The sequence below is a fragment of the Streptomyces sp. CA-135486 genome, from assembly GCF_050936555.1.
Taxonomy (GTDB): domain Bacteria; phylum Actinomycetota; class Actinomycetes; order Streptomycetales; family Streptomycetaceae; genus Streptomyces.
Genome location: NZ_JBNJMM010000001.1, coordinates 4,044,940 through 4,061,471, shown reverse-complemented (window position 1 = coordinate 4,061,471; position 16,532 = coordinate 4,044,940). Strand labels below are relative to the sequence as shown.

Below are 16,532 nucleotides of genomic sequence, written 5' to 3'. Positions count from 1 at the left end.
ATTTTCGTGCGAATTACACCGGAAAGTGCTTTCGAACCTCTGTTCGAGACGAGTAACGCGTGATGCCCCCTGCGGCGACCGTGACGCACGTGAGACCCCACGGACGGGCAAAGCACTGGCAAGCGACGTTGAGGCAGCCGGGCGTCATTCCGCTGCCGGCCGGTCCGGGTCGACGGAGGGCCGTTTTGCGCCATAGGGCGGGACGTCGTCGGGGGTGAGGTCGATACGGAGCCGGTGGAGATTGACGGGGTGGCGCCAGCGGCCGCGATCGACAGCGGTGTCGCCGTGGAACTCGGCCACGAGCTGGGGCGCGCCGGGGCTGAAGGCGAGCGGTTCGCGGCTGCCCCAGTGCGACGTGAAGTGCACGTCATGCCAGGGATGGTCGGCCCCTGCGGGGGTGAGCAGGCCGCCGCCGAGCTCCGCACGAAGCCGCGGCGCCAGCGGCGTGCTCCGGGCGACCAGGAGGAAGTGCCCGTCGGTGCTGTAGCGGCCGAGCAGAACGGTCTCCGGCCGGATGACGCTGCCTGTGACCGCGCCGATGACCGCTTCAGCGGTGTTGCGGGTGCGGTACTTCAGCCAGCCGCGCCGGCCGGGCTGATAGGTCTGTTCGAGGCCCTTGATGACCAGGCCCTCCACCCCGACCGCGGTCCACTCCGTCAGCCGCCAGCACTCCTCGGCCAGGGCGCGATCGGTCGTCGACGGTGTGAGCGCCCACGGAGCCTGAAGGCCGTGGCCTTGGAACAGCGACTCCAGTGCGGCGCGGCGCTCGGCGTAGGACCAGGTGAGAAGCTCGGTGCCGGCGTGCTGCAGCAGGTCGAACGCGACCAGATGGGCCGGCTGCTCACGCGCCAGCAGCGCGACCGTTCGCGGACGGCGGTTCATCCGCTGCTGCAGCGCGGAGAAGTCGAGCCTGCCGCCCGTGCAGATCACGGCCTCGCCGTCGATGACAACGTCCTCGCCCAGCGCCGCGGCGGCGTCAGCGATCTCAGGGAAGGCTCCCGTGAGATCACGTCCGTTGCGGGACTGCAAGAACACTTCGCCATCGGCGCCGGCGAACACCAGCAGCCGGAACCCGTCGTACTTCGGCTCCAGCACCGTGCCGCCCGGCAGGGCTGCGGGCCCCGGCAGACGCGGCACCGCTCGGGCCAGCATCGGCTCCACCGGAGGAGCAAGACTCATGTAAGGGAATTACCCGGGCAAAGACTGCAAACTCGTCTCTGTCGGATTGAAGGGCTGGGTGAGCTGTGGATCTGGAGAGCATCGCGGACGAGTTGTACGGGCTGGCGCCCGAGGACTTCATCGACGCCCGCAGTCAGCATGTGGCTGCTGCCGCAAAGCCGGAGACCGGGACCTGGCCAGGCGGATTGGCACGCTGAGGCGCCCGACGCTGTCCGCGTGGGCGAGCAAGAGGGCCGGGCAGCAGGCTCGCGAGCGGGAGGACGAGCTCCGGCAAGCCGAAGCAGCGCAGCACCACGCCGAGAAGCAGCTCCGGGAGGCAGAGGAGCGGATCGCCGCCCTGACCCAGGAGGTGAAAGCCGCCCAGGAACAGAAACGCCAGGGACGCAGCGCACTGGACCAGGCGCGGCGTGGCGTCTCGGATGCCGTCCGCAAGGCCCGCGAAGCACGCAGCGGCGCCCAGAGCGCGCGCGCCCGCGCCCAGCGAATCGAGGACGCGAAGTGATCGACGTGGTCCTGGACCCCAGGGGCATGCGAACCCCTCCCCCAATGTGCTAGCAATTGCTAGGCTGCGGGTATGGAGACCGAGAAGAAACAGCTGAACGTCCGGGTCGGGGCCCGCACGCACGAGCTCCTCACCGCACGGGCCAAGCGCCGCGGCGTCACCATCCAGGCGTACGTCTCCGGCATCGTCGAGAGCGAGGTCGACCCGCAGTGCGACGCCTTCGTGTCCGGACTGGTCGACGACATGACCGAGCTGCTCGGTGAGTTCGAGGAGACCTTCGAGGCGGGCAAGCGTTGATTCTCCGCGTGGATGCCCGCTGGATCGAGGAATCCCTCCAGCAGTTCGAGGACAACACCGGGCGCGAAGTCGGCATCGACGACTGGGGCGCCCTCGCCGCCGCCGTGTACCGCCACGCGTACGAACTGCACGCCGGCGAACCCTTCTACGTCGAAACCCCGGTCCGCGCCGCGGTCCTGCTGCAGATGTTCGTCGCCAGCGCGCCGCTGACCGACTACAACGGTCTTGTCGGTTGCGCCCTCGCCATCCGCTACCTGCGTGAGTCCGGCCAGCCCGTCAAGCCACCCACCGGAGGCATGAGCCGACTGGTTACAGGCCTTCGAAACGGCACCCTCACCCTGCGCGAGGTAGCCGCCCAGCTGCGCGCCTGGGCCAACTGACCCGCCCCACGGCACTGAAGAAGCAGCCCGGGCCGCGGCCAGACCCCGGCGAGCGAGAGACCGCCCGGGTGCCGCAACCTCGCCGGCGGCCAATGCCTCCCCTGACTCCCCGGCAGATTCAGCCGGAGCAGACAATTGGTGCTGCCCGGCGGGCCGGCTTCGAGGTCGGGCGCGCGCCGGGCAGCACCGTCCAGGATCGCATTGGTCCCAGGCTGGAGCCGGGATGCCGTGGAGCGAATTGGGGAGCTGGGCGGTCCGGGTGCGTCAGGTGGCGACGGCGACGGCTGTCGGCCCGCGGTGGTGATGCGGAAGCGGTGTGGGTAGGACCGGTGTTCGCCATCGAGGTCGGCGCCGCCCTGGACGGGGGCGCAGTCGTCGATCGAGGCACCGAGGCCGAACTCAGCTGCGATCGCCTGGCAGGCGGTCAAGTCGGGTGAGCCGCTCACGGTCCTTTCGCTGGAACCCGAGTTGTACGCGGGAACGGGCATCACCCCGCTCAATCCCACCTGATCACGTCGCATCCAGACGCCGGCACACCTCGCAGGAACGGCGGCCGTTTCCACCGGAAGCGGCCGCCGACTGCATTCTCAGCGCGCGTTGCGCAGGTACGTGCGTCATCGCGGCGAAGAGTTCGTCCCACGTCGTGTCGGGGATCGCGCGCGGATCGGTCCAGAAAGGCTGGCAACCGCACGCTGGCAGGGCAGATCCCGGCCCTGCGGCGCCCGACCCCCTCGGCCTGGGCCGGGAGGCGACGAAATGCGAAGCTCTGATTGACGTCGCCGTTACGACGGGGCGACCGCAACTGCCGAGAGTAGTTGCAAGCCGACGTCGAGGTCGGCCGCGACGCTTCGGCCGGTGACGGCGCCCTCGCGCGCGGTGTGGTCTGCTGCGGCCACGCACGCGCTACATCCACACCGGTCGATCTACGCGGTTGACGATCTCCAACGACTCTTCCATAACGGTGGGATGGCCCGGGGGAATCTCACCCCCGGGCCATCCCACAGAGTGACAGTCTCCCGCACTCGGCTCATCTCATAAAGTAGGACCGCGCTGCGACTCACGGGATCCTGATCCGCCGTCAAGGCACTATCGCTCGGTGCGGCGGGTGTTCAGGGTTGCGGGCCGGTTAGGAGAGCTTCGCTGCCAAGACGTCGACGGGCAGGATCTCGGGGGCCTGGGCAAGCAGCTTGGGGGCGTTGTCCATGAGTGCCGCCGCGATCTGACCCTGAAGGTGCGCGGTGCGGTCCTCCTCGGTACCGAAGGCGTCGAAGATGCCGAACGTTGTGGGGCCAAGGCGCAGCGCGAACCACAGGGTGGTGCCAGCCTCTCCCCGGGCCAGGGCAAGGGCTCCGGTGAGCAGTTCCTCGACCTCGCGGACGTACTCCGGCTTGGCCTCGATACGGGCGAGCAGGCCGATGCGGGTGGTGTCGGGGACAAGGGCGTTGGTCATGGAGTGCTCCTCGGTGCGTGGTAAGTGCGGTGTCGTGGCGCGCCGTTGTGCGATGTGATCACCGTATGGGCTGCCTTGAGGCGCCAGTCAGTGGCGGATGCGCCCAATGCTTTACCGTTTGCGACATGAGGATTTCGGTACTGGTGATGGACGACCTCTTCGATTCCGGGCTGGCCACGGTCTTCGACGTCCTGCAGATGGCCAATGAGCTGCGGGAGGAACTGCCCCACCCCCCACCGCGCTGGGAGTTGACCCGCGTCAGCGGGCGGGGTGCCGTCCGTACAGCTTCCGGGCATGTGATCGAGGCCCAGGCTGCTGGGGGCGCCCCGCAGCCCGATCTCCTCATCGTGCCCGGAGCCGGCCCCAAACAGCCCGCACCCCTGCTGGAATGGGTGGCCGCCCCGGAACGCGGACCTGAACGCGAGGCGGTCCGGCGGGCCCGGGCCGAGGGCGTCCCCCTGGCCGCAGCATGCACCAGTACGTTCCTCCTCGCAGATGCGGGGGTGCTGGACGGGCTCGCCGCCACGACCAGCTGGTGGCTGGCCCCGGCCTTCCGGCAGGCGTACCCCCAAGTCGCCCTGGAAGAAAGCCACATGCTCGCCCATGACGCGGGTGTTACCACGGCCGGGGCCGCCATGGCGCACCTCGATCTCGCCCTTGACCTAGTACGCCAGGCCAGCCCGGCGCTCGCGGACCTTACGGCTCGCTACCTCGTGGTCGACCACCGCCCCACCCAGGCCGGTTATGCCATTCCCAGTCACCTCGCCCGCACCGATGCGACCGTCAGCGCCTTCGAGAGCTGGGTGCGCGCGCACATCGACCAGCCCCTGCGGATGGCCGAAGCGGCACGGGCAGTCGGGGCAAGCGAACGGACCCTTCAGCGCGCCGTGGACAAGGCGCTGGGCGTCTCACCACTGCGGTTCGCCCAGAGCATCCGGCTCGAACAAGCAGCCCACCTGCTGCGCACCACGGACCTCCCTACCGACACCGTCGCCCGCCGCGTCGGATACGAGAACGCCTCCTCACTCACCACACTGCTGCGTCAGCGCCTGGGCACCACCCCCGGCCGCCTGCGTAGCGGAGCCGGGCCGACCGGTTCGTAGCCCAGATCCACAGCTTCGTTGTGCTGGCGGCATGGCAGAACTGGTCGACCGCCGCGTGCACTTGTAGTCCCCCAGAGCAGACGGCGGGGCCAAGGTACTGACGGTCAGCGGGGCGATGTCGGCCGAGGCCGACTCGATCGACGACACTTCCCGCTCCGGGCGGGTGCGGCCGGTCAGATCTTCGATGCCACCGGAGCCCTCCACCGTGGCTACCAGGCTCCGATCGATCCGCTGGTCCAACAAGCGCCTCAGGGCCACAGGGCATGCTGAGCTGACTGGCCCACAGACCCTCGACCTGGACTTCCCGCTGTCCCGGTGAACGGAGCGGCCAAATAGGACCAGCCTTCGGGTACGCCAAGGCCCGCCCACCGGCCGCCTTGGCCCAAAGCGGGCAGTCCTCTTCTTCCTGCGCGGCAGAAATGCCGGTCTCCGCCCACGGCATCCTTTTTGAGGCGATCGCGCGGTTGTTGGACGCAGCGGTACGCGCACGACTTGCCCCGTCCACCGTGAGCAGCCCCGTCCGGTCATCACGTACGGTGCCAAGGCCAGGGACGGGATCATGAGGGACAGGCGCAAAACACGCACATGGGAGCCACCGATACCAGCGGTGGCTCCCAGTGCCTCACGTAGAAGAAAGCCGGCCCACCCAGACGAGTCGATTTTTTCTGTAATCACGATTCAGCATTCCCTGGGCCGTTTAGGCACGAGCCCCGACAGATGGGAAGAGCGAATTCGACCCGGCAGCGCGCATTACCCATTGATGGGGAAAGCCGCTCCTACTCGAAGTGCACCGCTCAAGCTTTGAAGCGCACAAGCTCGAAGCGGAACAGCTGAGGCGCCATGGTCAGCACAGATCCGTCGCGCACCACCAGCCGACTACCATTACCCTGATAGGTGACGTACTGAAACTCAGAGCGACTCTGCAGGATAACCCCGCCACCTCCCCCAATTGAACCCTCGATTGCATAGAACTGCTGGTTCCGGCCCGTCCCTTGACGCCACTGAATCAGATCAGCGTCCCGATCTCCGTTGCGGACGTCGAGGAATAGTCCACTGTTGAGGTTACGGAAGGTATAGACCCAACGCAGTTGGTCGTCGAGTTCAGCGCTGGCCACTTCCCAGCGCTGGTTGGCTTGGTTGTTGTCCCGGTATGCGTAGACACCGGCTCCGCTGCTGCGGGATTCCCCGCGAACATCGAGGACGTAGTCGCCCTCGTAGGAAGGGTGTATCTCGTAGACCGCTCCCACGTAAAGTAGTCGATCTACAGCATGGGCGGGGGTGGACAGCAGGGTCATGGACAGGGCGGGAGCCATGATGACACTGAAGAGCCCGAGGATTCGTCGCGACAAGCGTTGCGGAACCCTCACATCCAGCTCTGCCATATTTTTGATCCTTAGTTAGATGAATTGAGCACGAAGGAAGACCATTCATTCCTATCCGGAGGGCTCGCGCGGTACCTAAGGACCCCTCAAGGGCCCCTAGGACTCTCCGAAAGATGTCGCAGACGTCAAGGGGATGTAGCCAAAGACGCCGAACGTGCGCAGCTCCTTCCCGAGTCGTAGGACGCGTTGTAACGTGGGGACTCCCTCGTGACTGGCTGTGCTTCAGCGTATGGACCACAGGTCGAGTCAAGGCAGCAGCAGATGCGACACATCTTGCGCCGTTTCCGTCACTACCGTGACGTTCCTCCATCTCGCGGCGACCACGGTCATGGCGGCGGGGGCATAGCACGTGCGGAATACGGTCATGCGAAGGGGCTTATCCAGCCGAATCCGGGCCGGGCCACCGCGCCGCACCAGAACCAGGCATTGATCGACCTGGCTCCCAAAACCATTACGGCACTTGTCCCCCAGACGTGCGTGGCCCTTACGGGAATGCGCCGGACTCAACCCAGGAATGGCCTGCGGATCCCGCCCCACCGCGAACGCCGTCGCACTGTCCCTGGCCGATTTCGACGCCACTGTCCGAGATGCCGTGCACGCCTGGCACCACCAACCCTCCCTCTTGGCACACCTCCTGTGGTCTGGGTGAGCCGGACGAACGACTGGCGATTTCACGATCGCCGGTGAACCTGTGGGCGTGGCGTACCACCAGCAAGACGTCATCGAGTTCCTTCGCCGCGCCGGGATGTCCGAAACCGAGGCAGCGATCGACGATCCGGAGCTGGTCGAGTGGCGCGGCGGCGGCCCGGATGAGTGGCCCGAGCTGCGGCAGTGACCCTCAGGCCGCGATCACGCTCCGCTTTGTGCACAGGGCTCCGCAGCCCTGGCAGCGAGCTACGGGGGTCTTTATAGCCCCGCCGTACACCTCGATCGTTCCGCCATGCGCAGTGTGGTCCTTGCTCAGTTCCCTTCGGCCTTACGCCGAGGTCGAACACGGCCTCGATCCGGGCGACCGACCGGCTATCTAATGGCGAATGACCTTTCACCTGCGACGCAAGTAGAACGACGGGTCACCACCCCGGCCGCGGGCAGCACCCTCCCGGGCCCCTGACCGAGATCGCCAGCCAGTCGGCAGGGTAACTGTCCTTGCTCCGGCGGATAGGCCTGGTCATTCTCCCTTCGCGGCGGCGACCAGGCGGCCCATCCGGGCGGCGGTGTGGCCGGCGTATCCGGCGGTCACTTCCTGCTGACGAGCTCGATGTGGCTCGGTAGTCATCTCCCAGGTGGCGAGCGGGAGATCGACCGAACCGGGCGGCGGGTTGGTCCGCGTGTTGTGGCCGATGCGGACCAGGTCGACGGCCAGGCGCACGCGGTAGTCGGCTGCGCTGTCGGCCTTGAGCTGCTCGTCCAAGGCGGCGGCCCACCGCATCAGCGGCCGCTTCTCGCTGGCCTGCGGCCCGTACGGCCGGGGGTGTTGGAGCGCCCAGGCCGGGTCGGTGTCCTCGGGGCGGGAGGCGGCGATGATCGCCTCCACTCCCCCGCCGGGCACCAGCCGGGTGGTGTAGAGCAGCGCGTACGTGCCGAAGCCGGCGCCGCCGCCGGTGCGGGACAGGGTCACCCGTCCCGCACCGCCGAGCACCGGCCCGCCCAGTGGGGCGAACCCACCTGGAGCGGCGAGCGGATCCTGCCCGTACGCATCGACTGGCCCGCTCCGCACACACGGATTTCGAGCAGCTCGTGCTGACGATCCGGGCCGCGCTCGCGCAACTCGGCCGCCCGCTGCCAGCCTTCGACCTGGCGCTAAGGCGCTACTGGGAGCAGCAGCACCCTGGGGAGTCGCTGGAGGAGTACCTTCGCCGCGGCGGCCTGGTCGGCCGGTTCGGTAAGGCGATGCCGCAGCAGATGCAGGCCGCTCTCGCGGACGTGGCCCAGGCACTGCTGCTGCCGGGCAGCGTTGGCTCGGCGGTTGGTTCGGTGGCCGGCTCCCTCACGAGGGCGCTGCGGGAGCGGCGGCAGACTGTCCGCGCGCTCTCGGGGTGTGCGAGGCTCGCCGATCTGCTGGAGGCCGAGCCCGATCTGGAGGCGCTGTCCTTCTATCCGCACTTGCTGGCGTGGGAGCTTGCCCAGCTCCCTGCGGACAAGCGCGTGACGCCGGTGATCCTGCTGGACACCTTCGAGGACGTCGGCGACCGGACCCACCGTGACCTGGAGCGCCTCATCCAGCGGGTGGTGTGGCTGATGCCCAACGCGTTCTTCATCGTCACCGGCCGCTCCCGGCTGCAGTGGGCCGAGCCTGCGTTGCAGGGCCGGCTCGACTACACCGGACCGGCGGCCTGGCCTGGTTTGGCCGCCTCCGCCGTCGTGCCGAACGCCCGTACTGCGGCGACCGGGGCCGCGCGGATCGACGGCAGGCAGGTGCTGGTTGGGGACTTCTCCCCCGAGGACTGCGACGACTACCTCGCCCGCCGGCTCGCCCGCGAGGGCCAGCCCCTCATCAACGCTGAGATCCGCCAGGTCATCACCGACCGCTCCCACGGCCTGCCGCTCTACCTCGACCTGTCGGTGATGCGATTCCTGGAGACCCGCCGTACGGGCCGCGAGCCGGTCCCAGCCGACTTCGACCATGACTTCGGCGCCCTGATCGCCCGCACCCTGTCCGATCTCACCCCCGAGGAGCGGCACGTCCTGCGATCGGTCGCTCTGCTGGACGCCTTCGACCTCGCTCTGGCGACCCGCGCCGCGGGCATGCTGCACGAAGCGTCCGCGATGCGGCTGATCGAGCGGCCCTTCGTACGCGAAAACGCCTTCGGGCTGTGGCCCTACCACTTGCACGGCCTGATCCGCTCCACCGTTCGCAACGCCGACGACCAGGCCGATGACCGCTGGTCCCCGCGCGACTGGCACCAGGCCGCCGAACGTGCCCTCGCCGCACTCGGCGAGCAGTGGACCACCGATACCGGGCGAAACCGGATGCTGCTCGTCAGCTGCCTACGCCAAGGCCTGCTGCTCGCCCGCGACTTTAGGCTCGGCCTGGGGTGGCTGGCGGAGGCGGGGTGGAGCTACGTGAGCGACTCCGTGTGGGAGCCTCTCGCCCCACCCACCCGGCCCGAGTCGGCCAGCACGCTGGAGACAGCGGCCGACGCCCTGGTCGAGCTGCTCAGCACGCTCGCCCGACGGCAGCACGAGCACCGGGAACACACCGCCGCCCGACTCGCCGCAGTCGCCGGCACGGGCCTGCTCCCCACCGACCTGCACGAGATGGCCATCTATTACCTGGCCAAAGCCCAGCGCGATCTCGGGCGCACCGAGGAGTCACGCCGCGGCATGGAGCAGGTCATTGCCGGTGGCGGTCGGATGGCACCGGCCGCCGAGCGTGGACTTGCCCACCTCAGCCCCCTCCTCGGGGACTTCCCTACCGCCATCGAAGCTGCCCAGACCCTCGGCTGGGAGGGCCGCCACCAACGTGTCCTGGGCGAAGTGTGGTGGGTGCAAGGAGAGATGGCGCGAGCGGCTGCCGCCTATCAGGCCGCGCGCATCGAAGCGGAGCAGCACTCGATAGCCGGCGAGGCGGCCACCTCTCAGTCGATGCGTGCCCTTGCCCTCGCCTTCATCCATCCCGACGAGGCGGACGAACTTGAACTGGCAGAACAGCTTCTGTCCAGAGTCAACATCCGCGCGTCGCGCATCAACGCCGAGATCGCCGCCCTCGTACGCGACGCCGGAACGAGCGGGGACCTCGAGGACCGCGCAGCGCACCTACGCACCGAGATCAGCGTCTCCGGCTTGGCCTCCGTGGAAACCACCCTGGAGCTGGCCATGTGCTTCCACCACGCCGTACTGGACGCACACGCCGAACTGGAAGCCTCTATCTCCCGACTGCGCGAGCTGACCCAATCCGGCAACTACACCTACTACGTCGACATCGCCCACTTCATGGCCGACCGCTCTCTCGGAGGCGCTTCCGCGGCGCGGTGGCTGGACGGCGAGCAGCCCCCCCGCAGCCGCTGGCGCACGCTGGTCACCGAACGGCGCGAGTACCTGGGCAACGCGCGCTGAGAATGCAGTCGGCGGCCGTTTCCAGTGGAATCGGCCGCCGTTCCTGCGAGGTGCGCCGGCATCTGGATGCGACGCGATCAGGTGGGATTCAGCGGGGTGATGCCCGTTCGGGCGTACAACTCGGGTTCCAGCGAAAGGACCGTGAGCGGCTCACCCGCCTTGACCGCCTGCCAGGCGATCGCAGCTGTGTGAGCCACCGGCCAGTCCAACGGGCGAACGCTGTGCTCGGCACGAACTACACGCTGCACGACACCCGGCACACTGCGCCCACGCGGATGGCGCGGGACCCCTCGCTGACGCTGGTGGAGGTGCAGACGACCCTGCGGCACGCGCATCTCAGCACTACCGCCGCTACACCACGGTCGGCCTGGAGGACCTGATGGACAAGCTCGCCGAGCCCATGGGCCCGACAACCTGCCGCATCCAGCGCAATCCCTTGCGGGAGCAGGCACCGGCGGACCGGGTGAACACCAGAATCATCCAGCCCGGCCCACCGGCCGAACCCGAGAACCTGCCCCGACCGGCGGGCGACCTCCCCCGCGCCCCGGTGAACAAGGTGGCCGCTGCCGCCGTGGACGCCTGGGCCGATGAAAACCCCGAGCGGCGCGGGGTGCGCCACCTCAGTACGGTGACGATCCTCGAAAAGCCCGGGCCGAACCTGGCAGCAGCGATGGGTGGCGGCCGGACTGGACGAGTACGGCACCAACCCCGGCGACCTGGGCGGAGACAACAAGAAACTGCGGAAGTTGTTCATCTCGGGCACCCGACAGCTGTTCTGCCTGCGAGTGATCCGTCCGAGCCTGGACTCCTTCCGCGGCCACGCCTACCCGAACTACGCCCTCGACTTCCGCCTCGTGGCCAAGGACCCGCAGCTGGCCAAGTCCACGCCGCGGTCGAAGCATCCGACGCTTCCCCCTCGGCCCAACGCACCGCGCTGTTCGACGTCGCGTGCGCGCTGACCGTGTTCGGGATCTCCCTGGCCGACCTGACACCGGAGGCGCTGCTGCACTACTCGCTGGAATCGAGGCGCAAGCAGCTCACCCGCGGGGCCACCAAGCGCGTCCAGGAGTACAACTACGCGGGCATGGCGGCCTGGCACCTCCTTTACGAGACGGGCCACTTCCCGCCGTCGGCTCCGCATCTGCTGCGGGCCGCGCTCGTCGGCGGACAGAAGACCGTCGAGGAACTCGTCGACCCGGCAGCAGCTGCGCAACGCCAACGTGCGCAACCTGCTGGTGGAATACCTCCGCCGCCGGGCCGCCGACTTGGACCACTCCCCGCTGCGCCAGCTGGCCCGCGTCCTGCCCGGCACCTTCGCCCGCACCCTCGGCATCGACATCACCGTCGCCGTCAAGTGGCAGCGAGCCTCCGCCGGAGACTGGGGCGCCTACGCAGCCGAGATCAGCCGAAGGCAAGGCTCCTGAGATGCGCCTTCCAGTCAGCTCTCGCTGACGGCACCGTTGCGGACATAGCCAAGGTCGATGGGCGTCGCCGGGGCACCGTCTTTCCACACGTCGGCGAGCAATGCGGGCAGCTGCGGCGGCCACAACGGCTCGGAATCACCGGCCAGATCCTCGGGCGACCACCACCTCCATCGGAGGATTTTGTCTGCGGCATGCGAAGCAGCCAGATCGCCGACTGGATCTCGGCGGGGACCACGCGCGAGGAAGATCTGCTCGTGCTGACGAACCGGCACCCCGGCCCTGGTGAAGTCGTGTTCCCACAGGCACAGCACGGTGCCGTCGACCTCGATGTCGGTCCACCCGGTCTCTTCGCGCAACTCGCGCTCAGCCGCCTGCAGCGGTGACTCTCCCGGATCCAGCCCGCCGCCGGGCATCGCCCAGTGGACGCCGACTTCCTCGTTGTCATACCGGAACATGAAGATCGACCCCGCTGGGTCCAGGACCGCGACTCTGGCTGCTTGTCTGGGTATCCGCATCGCGCCAGCCTGCCAGCCCCGAAGAACGCTGTCGATCATGACAGCGGCCGGGCATTCGGGCAGTTCCAATACCCGACTCCACCATTAGCGATCTACCCGGACGACGTGATCTCCCATCACCGGGCCTTCATCGCCCGCCGCAGAACCGAGCGGCCCAGCGAGGAATACCGCGAGCTCACCGCCACCCAGTGGGACGAGTTCCTCTCCCACTTCGAACTCCGCAAGGTCGCCTTGGGAACCTGCGGCCGCGACTACGCGACGCCTTGCCAGCATGAAAACGCCTGTGTCAGATGTCCCCTACTTCTCGTTGACCCGGCCCAGATGCCTCGTCTTCAGGAGATCCACGCCAACCTCATCGACCGCCTCCAGGAGGCCAAGGACCAGGGCTGGCTCGGCGAGGTCGCCGCCATCGAGACCACCATGGCCGGCGCCGCACAGAAGCTGGAGGAAATGCGCGACCGTGCAGGGCAGCGCTCCACCGTTCATCTCGGCATCCCCGACTTCCGCCGCGATGCTGGGCGAAGCAGCGCCGAGTTCAAGGACTGATCGCCGATAGGAGCCCGATCTTCGGCTCGCGAAGGGCGGGCCCGCTGCCGCTTGGCGAACCTGCTCATCGACTCGGGACTATCAGGTTGAGCCGTTATCGTGCGGAGGTGACCGATTCTGCACAGCCTCCACTGCTCTTCCTCGATGTCGACGGACCCCTCATTCCTTTCGGAGCGTCGCCGCGGCAGTACCCAACCGGCTATCCGACCTACCCGGCCCCCGAACTGCAGGGGGCCAACGCGAATCCGTTGCTGGCCAGGATCAATCCAGCGCACGGGCCCCGGTTGACGACGCTGCCGTGCGATCTGGTCTGGGCCACGACATGGATGGCGGATGCGAACGAACACATAGCCCCGCGGATCGGCCTGCCGCAGTTGGCAGTTGTGCTTTGGCCGGAGTCGTCCGACCAAGAAGAGCAGGACGAGCGAGACGGACTGCACTGGAAAACCCGCGCCCTCGTCGACTGGGCTGCCGGACGCTCATTCACATGGGTCGACGACGAGATCACCGACACCGATCGCGCCTGGGTATCCACTCACCATCCAGGACATGCTCTGCTCCATCGCGTCGACCCCCGCCTGGGCCTCACCGAATCGGACTTCGTCACCCTCGACGACTGGTTGCGCAGGACTCACCAGCCACCCACGTCGCTCGGCGCGGCTTGAACCTTCCCGAGTCAGCCCGTCCGCGACACGCCGAACCTCCGAACTTCACAAGACTTTTCATCACCTTCTGTGAGCGGACCGGCGCTCGACCTTCCCGAGAACTGTTTCAAGATCATTTCGGTTAAGCTTGCGTCAGATGCTCACTCCTTTGACCCGATCCAGCCCAACGGGCACGGCTCGCCGACATCCGCGATAGTCTCATCGCCCGCATCGCCGAGGCCGAGCGTGAAGGCTGGCTCGGCGAGGTGGAGGGCCTGCGGGTCAGCCTCGCCGGCGCCCAGGACAAGCTCGCCCAGCTCGACACCGAGGCGGCCCGCCGATCCAATGGGGTCAGCCTCGGTATGCCGAGCTTCGGCCAGATCGCCCTCCGCACACGGGAGTCGAAAATGCCCTCTCCGGCTTCTGACTAGGCCGGGGCCGGTACTTCAGAGATCGGTCCCTGGCCTCACTTGGCGCGCTGTCCGACACGGAGGACGCTCAGGTAACGGCGTGATGCTCGGTCGCCCATTCGCGTGCGGATGCGCTCGGCGATGGCGTCGAGCAGGGGCTCACGGACGACGCGGTCGAGCCTCCGGTACAGCGACAACGAGCGAAGGTGATCGGCAAAGCCGTTCCCGTTGAACCACTGAACGGTTGGATACCAGCGCACGATCGTTGGGCCGAATAATCCTCTGGGATCGTCGACCAGGCCCCAGCCCTCGTCGGTGGTGCGCACATCGTCCTCCAGTGGAGGATGGCCCCAGCCGGGGTTCCCGGGGCAGAACCGCTCGTGGAGATCGGCGGTCTCGGCGTACACTTCCTGCTCTCCCGGTCGGCGGACAACGACGTTGCCGAGCAGCGCTATCCAGCCTGCGGGATGGAGCACGTCGTGCGCTCCCTGCCAGCCAAGCGACGGGTCGACCCAGTGCCACGACGACGCAGCGACGAGAACGTCGAAGTGCCGGCCGCGGTCGTCCCACTCCTCAAACGTCGACGTCTCGACTTCGACGTTGCGGAAGGTGTCGAGCCGCTGGCGAGCGAGTGCGGCCATGTCTGCGCCCGGCTCGATTGCGGTCACTGAGCATCCGAGCGCTGCCAGCGAGCGCGTCGCCTGACCGGTACCGCAGCCCACCTCCAGCACCGATGACCGTTCGTCCATGCCGGTGATGGCGCCAAGGTCCGCGAACAACTCGTCGGGGTATCCGGGCCGGACCCGGTCGTAGAGCTCCGGTACCTCGTTGAACACTCGGCCGAGGTCGTGTCGATTCGGGGGCATCTTCGGATCGTCGGTCACGAACGCACAAGCTATGGGGCCGTCCATGGAGACGCCACTGGTTTACCGCCAGCCGCTGACGCGCTGCCGCGGGTAGTTCAGAGAAGCCTGCATCCGATGTCCCATGCTCTCGGTCAATCCGACGATGCTGCCCCGGCTGGATGAGCTGGAGGACGACCTGATCGCCCGCCGCCAGCACGCACTCGCCCAGGGCTGGAAGGGCGAGGTCGAAGGCATCGAGCTGACCCTGACATTCCTGCGCGCGAAGCAGTCCCAGGTCCACAGATCCCAGCAGCTTCCCCCCGTAGACCTGGGCATTCCCTCTATCCCGCCTCAACGACATTGACATCCCTGGGATAGTCGACGAATGGATCGAACGCCCCAGCACAACGACGGGATGCCCCTGTCTCGAGGAGTACGAGGCAGTGCATGCCGCGGTATCTGCCGGTGCCGGACGCAGGGCTGGCGGACAACCATGCACGCTCAACTCACTGCTCGCGCGGTGGAGTGCTGTCGTGACAGAGCTGGAAGAGGGCTATTCATGGTGCGCGCCAGAGCTCAACAACGACACACGCGGTCGTGGACGGTCGAAGTACCCGTCAGCTGACCCGAAGACCGACCGCCAGCGTCAGTTCAAGGACCCGGTGTGGCGATGCGAGATCCGGAAACAGCTCCCGCAGCTGCGACATCCGGTACCGGACTGTCTGGGGATGGACGAACAACGCCGCCGCCACCTCGTCCCGCCTGCCCTGGTGCAGCAGCCACGCCCGCAACGTCTCCTCCAGCCGCCGTGCGGTCGCGACAGGCAAGGTCCGCAACGGTGCGAGGGCTCGGGCACGCAGGTCTGCGAACGCGTCCACGTCGGCGCTCAGCACCAGCTCGGGCAGGTGGTCCTCGGTGTCGCGAATATCAGAGGAGAGCGAGCGCGCGCGTATGGCTCGTGCGTACGAGGCGGACGCACGAGTCCATGGCCGGGCCGGGCCGACCACGGCGGTGCGGTCGGTCAGCTGCCGCAAGAGATGTGATCGGTCGGCATCGGGGACAAGCAGCACACCGGTGGCGTCCGGCAGATCGTCGAGGACGAGGGTGCTCGGGTCGAGCACGCGGTAGGCCGGCCGGGCCTGGGCGGCGGGCAGCAGGACCGCGGTCAGTGAAACCGGAGGCTGCCACCCGGCCCGTTGAACAGAGGCCAGCAGCACGTCCGGGCTCGCGCCGGCGAGGAGGTCGCGGGCCAGGTGTTCCAGGTGGCGCTCGTGGGCCCTGCCCCGGGCGGCCAGTTCGTCGGCGTGGCCCGCGGCGCTCGCGGCGGAGAGCTCGTCGATGTAGGCGAAGGTCAGCTCGGCGAACTTGGCGACCTCGGCGGCGGGCAGACCTGCGGGTACGGCACCCGCTGCCAGGCATCGCCAGGCCACGCGGGCGCCGACGCGGTAGGCGCTGAGGAGGGCGTCCATCGAACGGCCGTCGCGCACCTCGCCACGGCCCAGCTCGTAGGCTGCGTCACCGGCGTCGCCGCCTGTGGCGTTCCCGCTCGCGAGGTCCAGGTAGTGCCCCAGGGCGGTACGGACGGCTCGGCGGATGGTGCCGCCCATGCGGCCCGAAAGGGCGTTGGCGTAGGGAGGGACCTCGTCGATGATCGCCTGGACGACCTCGTCGGCGGTGGTCTTCAGCGCGGCCCGAAGTGCGGTGACCGTCGTCTCATCCAGGGCCAGTTCGCTGGCCCTCCGGATTGCATGGCTCACGTTTTGTTCCCTGCGAACAATTCAGCCGACCAGATTTACGTC

At 67.9% G+C, this 16,532-nt stretch carries 18 protein-coding genes; 11 read left to right on the top strand and 7 right to left on the bottom strand.

Annotated features, from left to right (window positions below):
* Positions 1-144: 144 nt before the first annotated feature.
* The gene (locus tag ACQEVG_RS18385; RefSeq protein ID WP_432984585.1) at positions 145-1,179 is read right to left on the bottom strand and encodes an ATP-dependent DNA ligase; all 1,035 of its coding nucleotides are present in this window, start codon (positions 1,177-1,179) and stop codon (positions 145-147) included.
* A gap of 65 nt (positions 1,180-1,244) precedes the next feature.
* Between ACQEVG_RS18385 and ACQEVG_RS18380 the strand changes: the two genes are divergently transcribed.
* From ACQEVG_RS18380 to ACQEVG_RS18370, 3 genes are all read left to right on the top strand, one after another.
* Positions 1,245-1,376, top strand: a complete 132-nt coding sequence (locus ACQEVG_RS18380; RefSeq protein WP_432984582.1) for a hypothetical protein — start codon at positions 1,245-1,247, stop codon at positions 1,374-1,376.
* Between the two features lie 377 nt (positions 1,377-1,753).
* Positions 1,754-1,978, top strand: a complete 225-nt coding sequence (locus ACQEVG_RS18375) for a hypothetical protein (RefSeq protein WP_432984579.1) — start codon at positions 1,754-1,756, stop codon at positions 1,976-1,978.
* An 8-nt stretch (positions 1,979-1,986) separates the two neighbouring features.
* Positions 1,987-2,358: a hypothetical protein gene (locus tag ACQEVG_RS18370; protein WP_432984576.1), complete on the top strand. Its 372-nt coding sequence runs from the start codon at positions 1,987-1,989 to the stop codon at positions 2,356-2,358.
* A 1,126-nt stretch (positions 2,359-3,484) separates the two neighbouring features.
* Here ACQEVG_RS18370 and ACQEVG_RS18365 read toward each other — a convergent pair.
* Positions 3,485-3,808, bottom strand: coding sequence for a putative quinol monooxygenase (locus tag ACQEVG_RS18365; protein ID WP_432984573.1), 324 nt, complete (start codon positions 3,806-3,808; stop codon positions 3,485-3,487).
* A 125-nt stretch (positions 3,809-3,933) separates the two neighbouring features.
* On the opposite strand from ACQEVG_RS18365, the gene ACQEVG_RS18360 reads away from it, so the two are divergent.
* The gene (locus ACQEVG_RS18360; protein ID WP_432984570.1) at positions 3,934-4,911 is read left to right on the top strand and encodes a GlxA family transcriptional regulator; all 978 of its coding nucleotides are present in this window, start codon (positions 3,934-3,936) and stop codon (positions 4,909-4,911) included.
* Positions 4,912-5,705: 794 nt separating this feature from the next.
* On the opposite strand, the gene ACQEVG_RS18355 is transcribed toward ACQEVG_RS18360, so the two are convergent.
* Positions 5,706-6,293, bottom strand: a complete 588-nt coding sequence (locus tag ACQEVG_RS18355; RefSeq protein ID WP_432984567.1) for an RICIN domain-containing protein — start codon at positions 6,291-6,293, stop codon at positions 5,706-5,708.
* Positions 6,294-6,990: 697 nt separating this feature from the next.
* Between ACQEVG_RS18355 and ACQEVG_RS18350 the strand changes: the two genes are divergently transcribed.
* Complete coding sequence (locus ACQEVG_RS18350; RefSeq protein WP_432984564.1) at positions 6,991-7,128, top strand: hypothetical protein; 138 nt, start codon at positions 6,991-6,993, stop codon at positions 7,126-7,128.
* A gap of 333 nt (positions 7,129-7,461) precedes the next feature.
* Here ACQEVG_RS18350 and ACQEVG_RS18345 read toward each other — a convergent pair whose 3' ends face one another.
* Positions 7,462-8,010, bottom strand: coding sequence for a hypothetical protein (locus tag ACQEVG_RS18345; RefSeq protein ID WP_432984561.1), 549 nt, complete (start codon positions 8,008-8,010; stop codon positions 7,462-7,464).
* Positions 8,011-8,030: 20 nt separating this feature from the next.
* On the opposite strand from ACQEVG_RS18345, the gene ACQEVG_RS18340 reads away from it, so the two are divergent.
* The 3 genes from ACQEVG_RS18340 (at position 8,031) to ACQEVG_RS18330 (ending at position 11,773) form a co-directional block, all read left to right on the top strand.
* On the top strand, positions 8,031-10,349 hold the full coding sequence (locus ACQEVG_RS18340) for an ATP/GTP-binding protein (RefSeq protein WP_432984558.1): 2,319 nt from the start codon (positions 8,031-8,033) through the stop codon (positions 10,347-10,349).
* A 674-nt stretch (positions 10,350-11,023) separates the two neighbouring features.
* Complete coding sequence (locus ACQEVG_RS18335) at positions 11,024-11,308, top strand: hypothetical protein (protein ID WP_432984555.1); 285 nt, start codon at positions 11,024-11,026, stop codon at positions 11,306-11,308.
* A 261-nt stretch (positions 11,309-11,569) separates the two neighbouring features.
* On the top strand, positions 11,570-11,773 hold the full coding sequence (locus ACQEVG_RS18330) for a hypothetical protein (RefSeq protein WP_432984552.1): 204 nt from the start codon (positions 11,570-11,572) through the stop codon (positions 11,771-11,773).
* Between the two features lie 14 nt (positions 11,774-11,787).
* Here ACQEVG_RS18330 and ACQEVG_RS18325 read toward each other — a convergent pair whose 3' ends face one another.
* Positions 11,788-12,357, bottom strand: coding sequence for an NUDIX hydrolase (locus ACQEVG_RS18325; protein WP_432984549.1), 570 nt, complete (start codon positions 12,355-12,357; stop codon positions 11,788-11,790).
* Between the two features lie 36 nt (positions 12,358-12,393).
* Between ACQEVG_RS18325 and ACQEVG_RS18320 the strand changes: the two genes are divergently transcribed.
* Together ACQEVG_RS18320 and ACQEVG_RS18315 are read left to right on the top strand one after the other, a co-directional pair.
* Positions 12,394-12,834 carry an integrase gene (locus ACQEVG_RS18320; protein ID WP_432984546.1) on the top strand — a complete coding sequence of 147 codons (441 nt, stop codon included), beginning with the start codon at positions 12,394-12,396 and terminating at the stop codon, positions 12,832-12,834.
* A gap of 107 nt (positions 12,835-12,941) precedes the next feature.
* On the top strand, positions 12,942-13,499 hold the full coding sequence (locus ACQEVG_RS18315; protein ID WP_432984543.1) for an HAD domain-containing protein: 558 nt from the start codon (positions 12,942-12,944) through the stop codon (positions 13,497-13,499).
* Positions 13,500-13,944: 445 nt separating this feature from the next.
* On the opposite strand, the gene ACQEVG_RS18310 is transcribed toward ACQEVG_RS18315, so the two are convergent.
* Positions 13,945-14,772, bottom strand: coding sequence for a class I SAM-dependent methyltransferase (locus ACQEVG_RS18310; RefSeq protein ID WP_432984540.1), 828 nt, complete (start codon positions 14,770-14,772; stop codon positions 13,945-13,947).
* Positions 14,773-14,875: 103 nt separating this feature from the next.
* Between ACQEVG_RS18310 and ACQEVG_RS18305 the strand changes: the two genes are divergently transcribed.
* Positions 14,876-15,097, top strand: coding sequence for a recombinase (locus ACQEVG_RS18305; RefSeq protein WP_432984537.1), 222 nt, complete (start codon positions 14,876-14,878; stop codon positions 15,095-15,097).
* A gap of 253 nt (positions 15,098-15,350) precedes the next feature.
* Here ACQEVG_RS18305 and ACQEVG_RS18300 read toward each other — a convergent pair whose 3' ends face one another.
* Positions 15,351-16,490 (bottom strand): PucR family transcriptional regulator, encoded by a 1,140-nt coding sequence (locus tag ACQEVG_RS18300; protein ID WP_432984534.1) that lies wholly within the window; start codon positions 16,488-16,490, stop codon positions 15,351-15,353.
* Positions 16,491-16,532 lie beyond the last annotated feature (42 nt).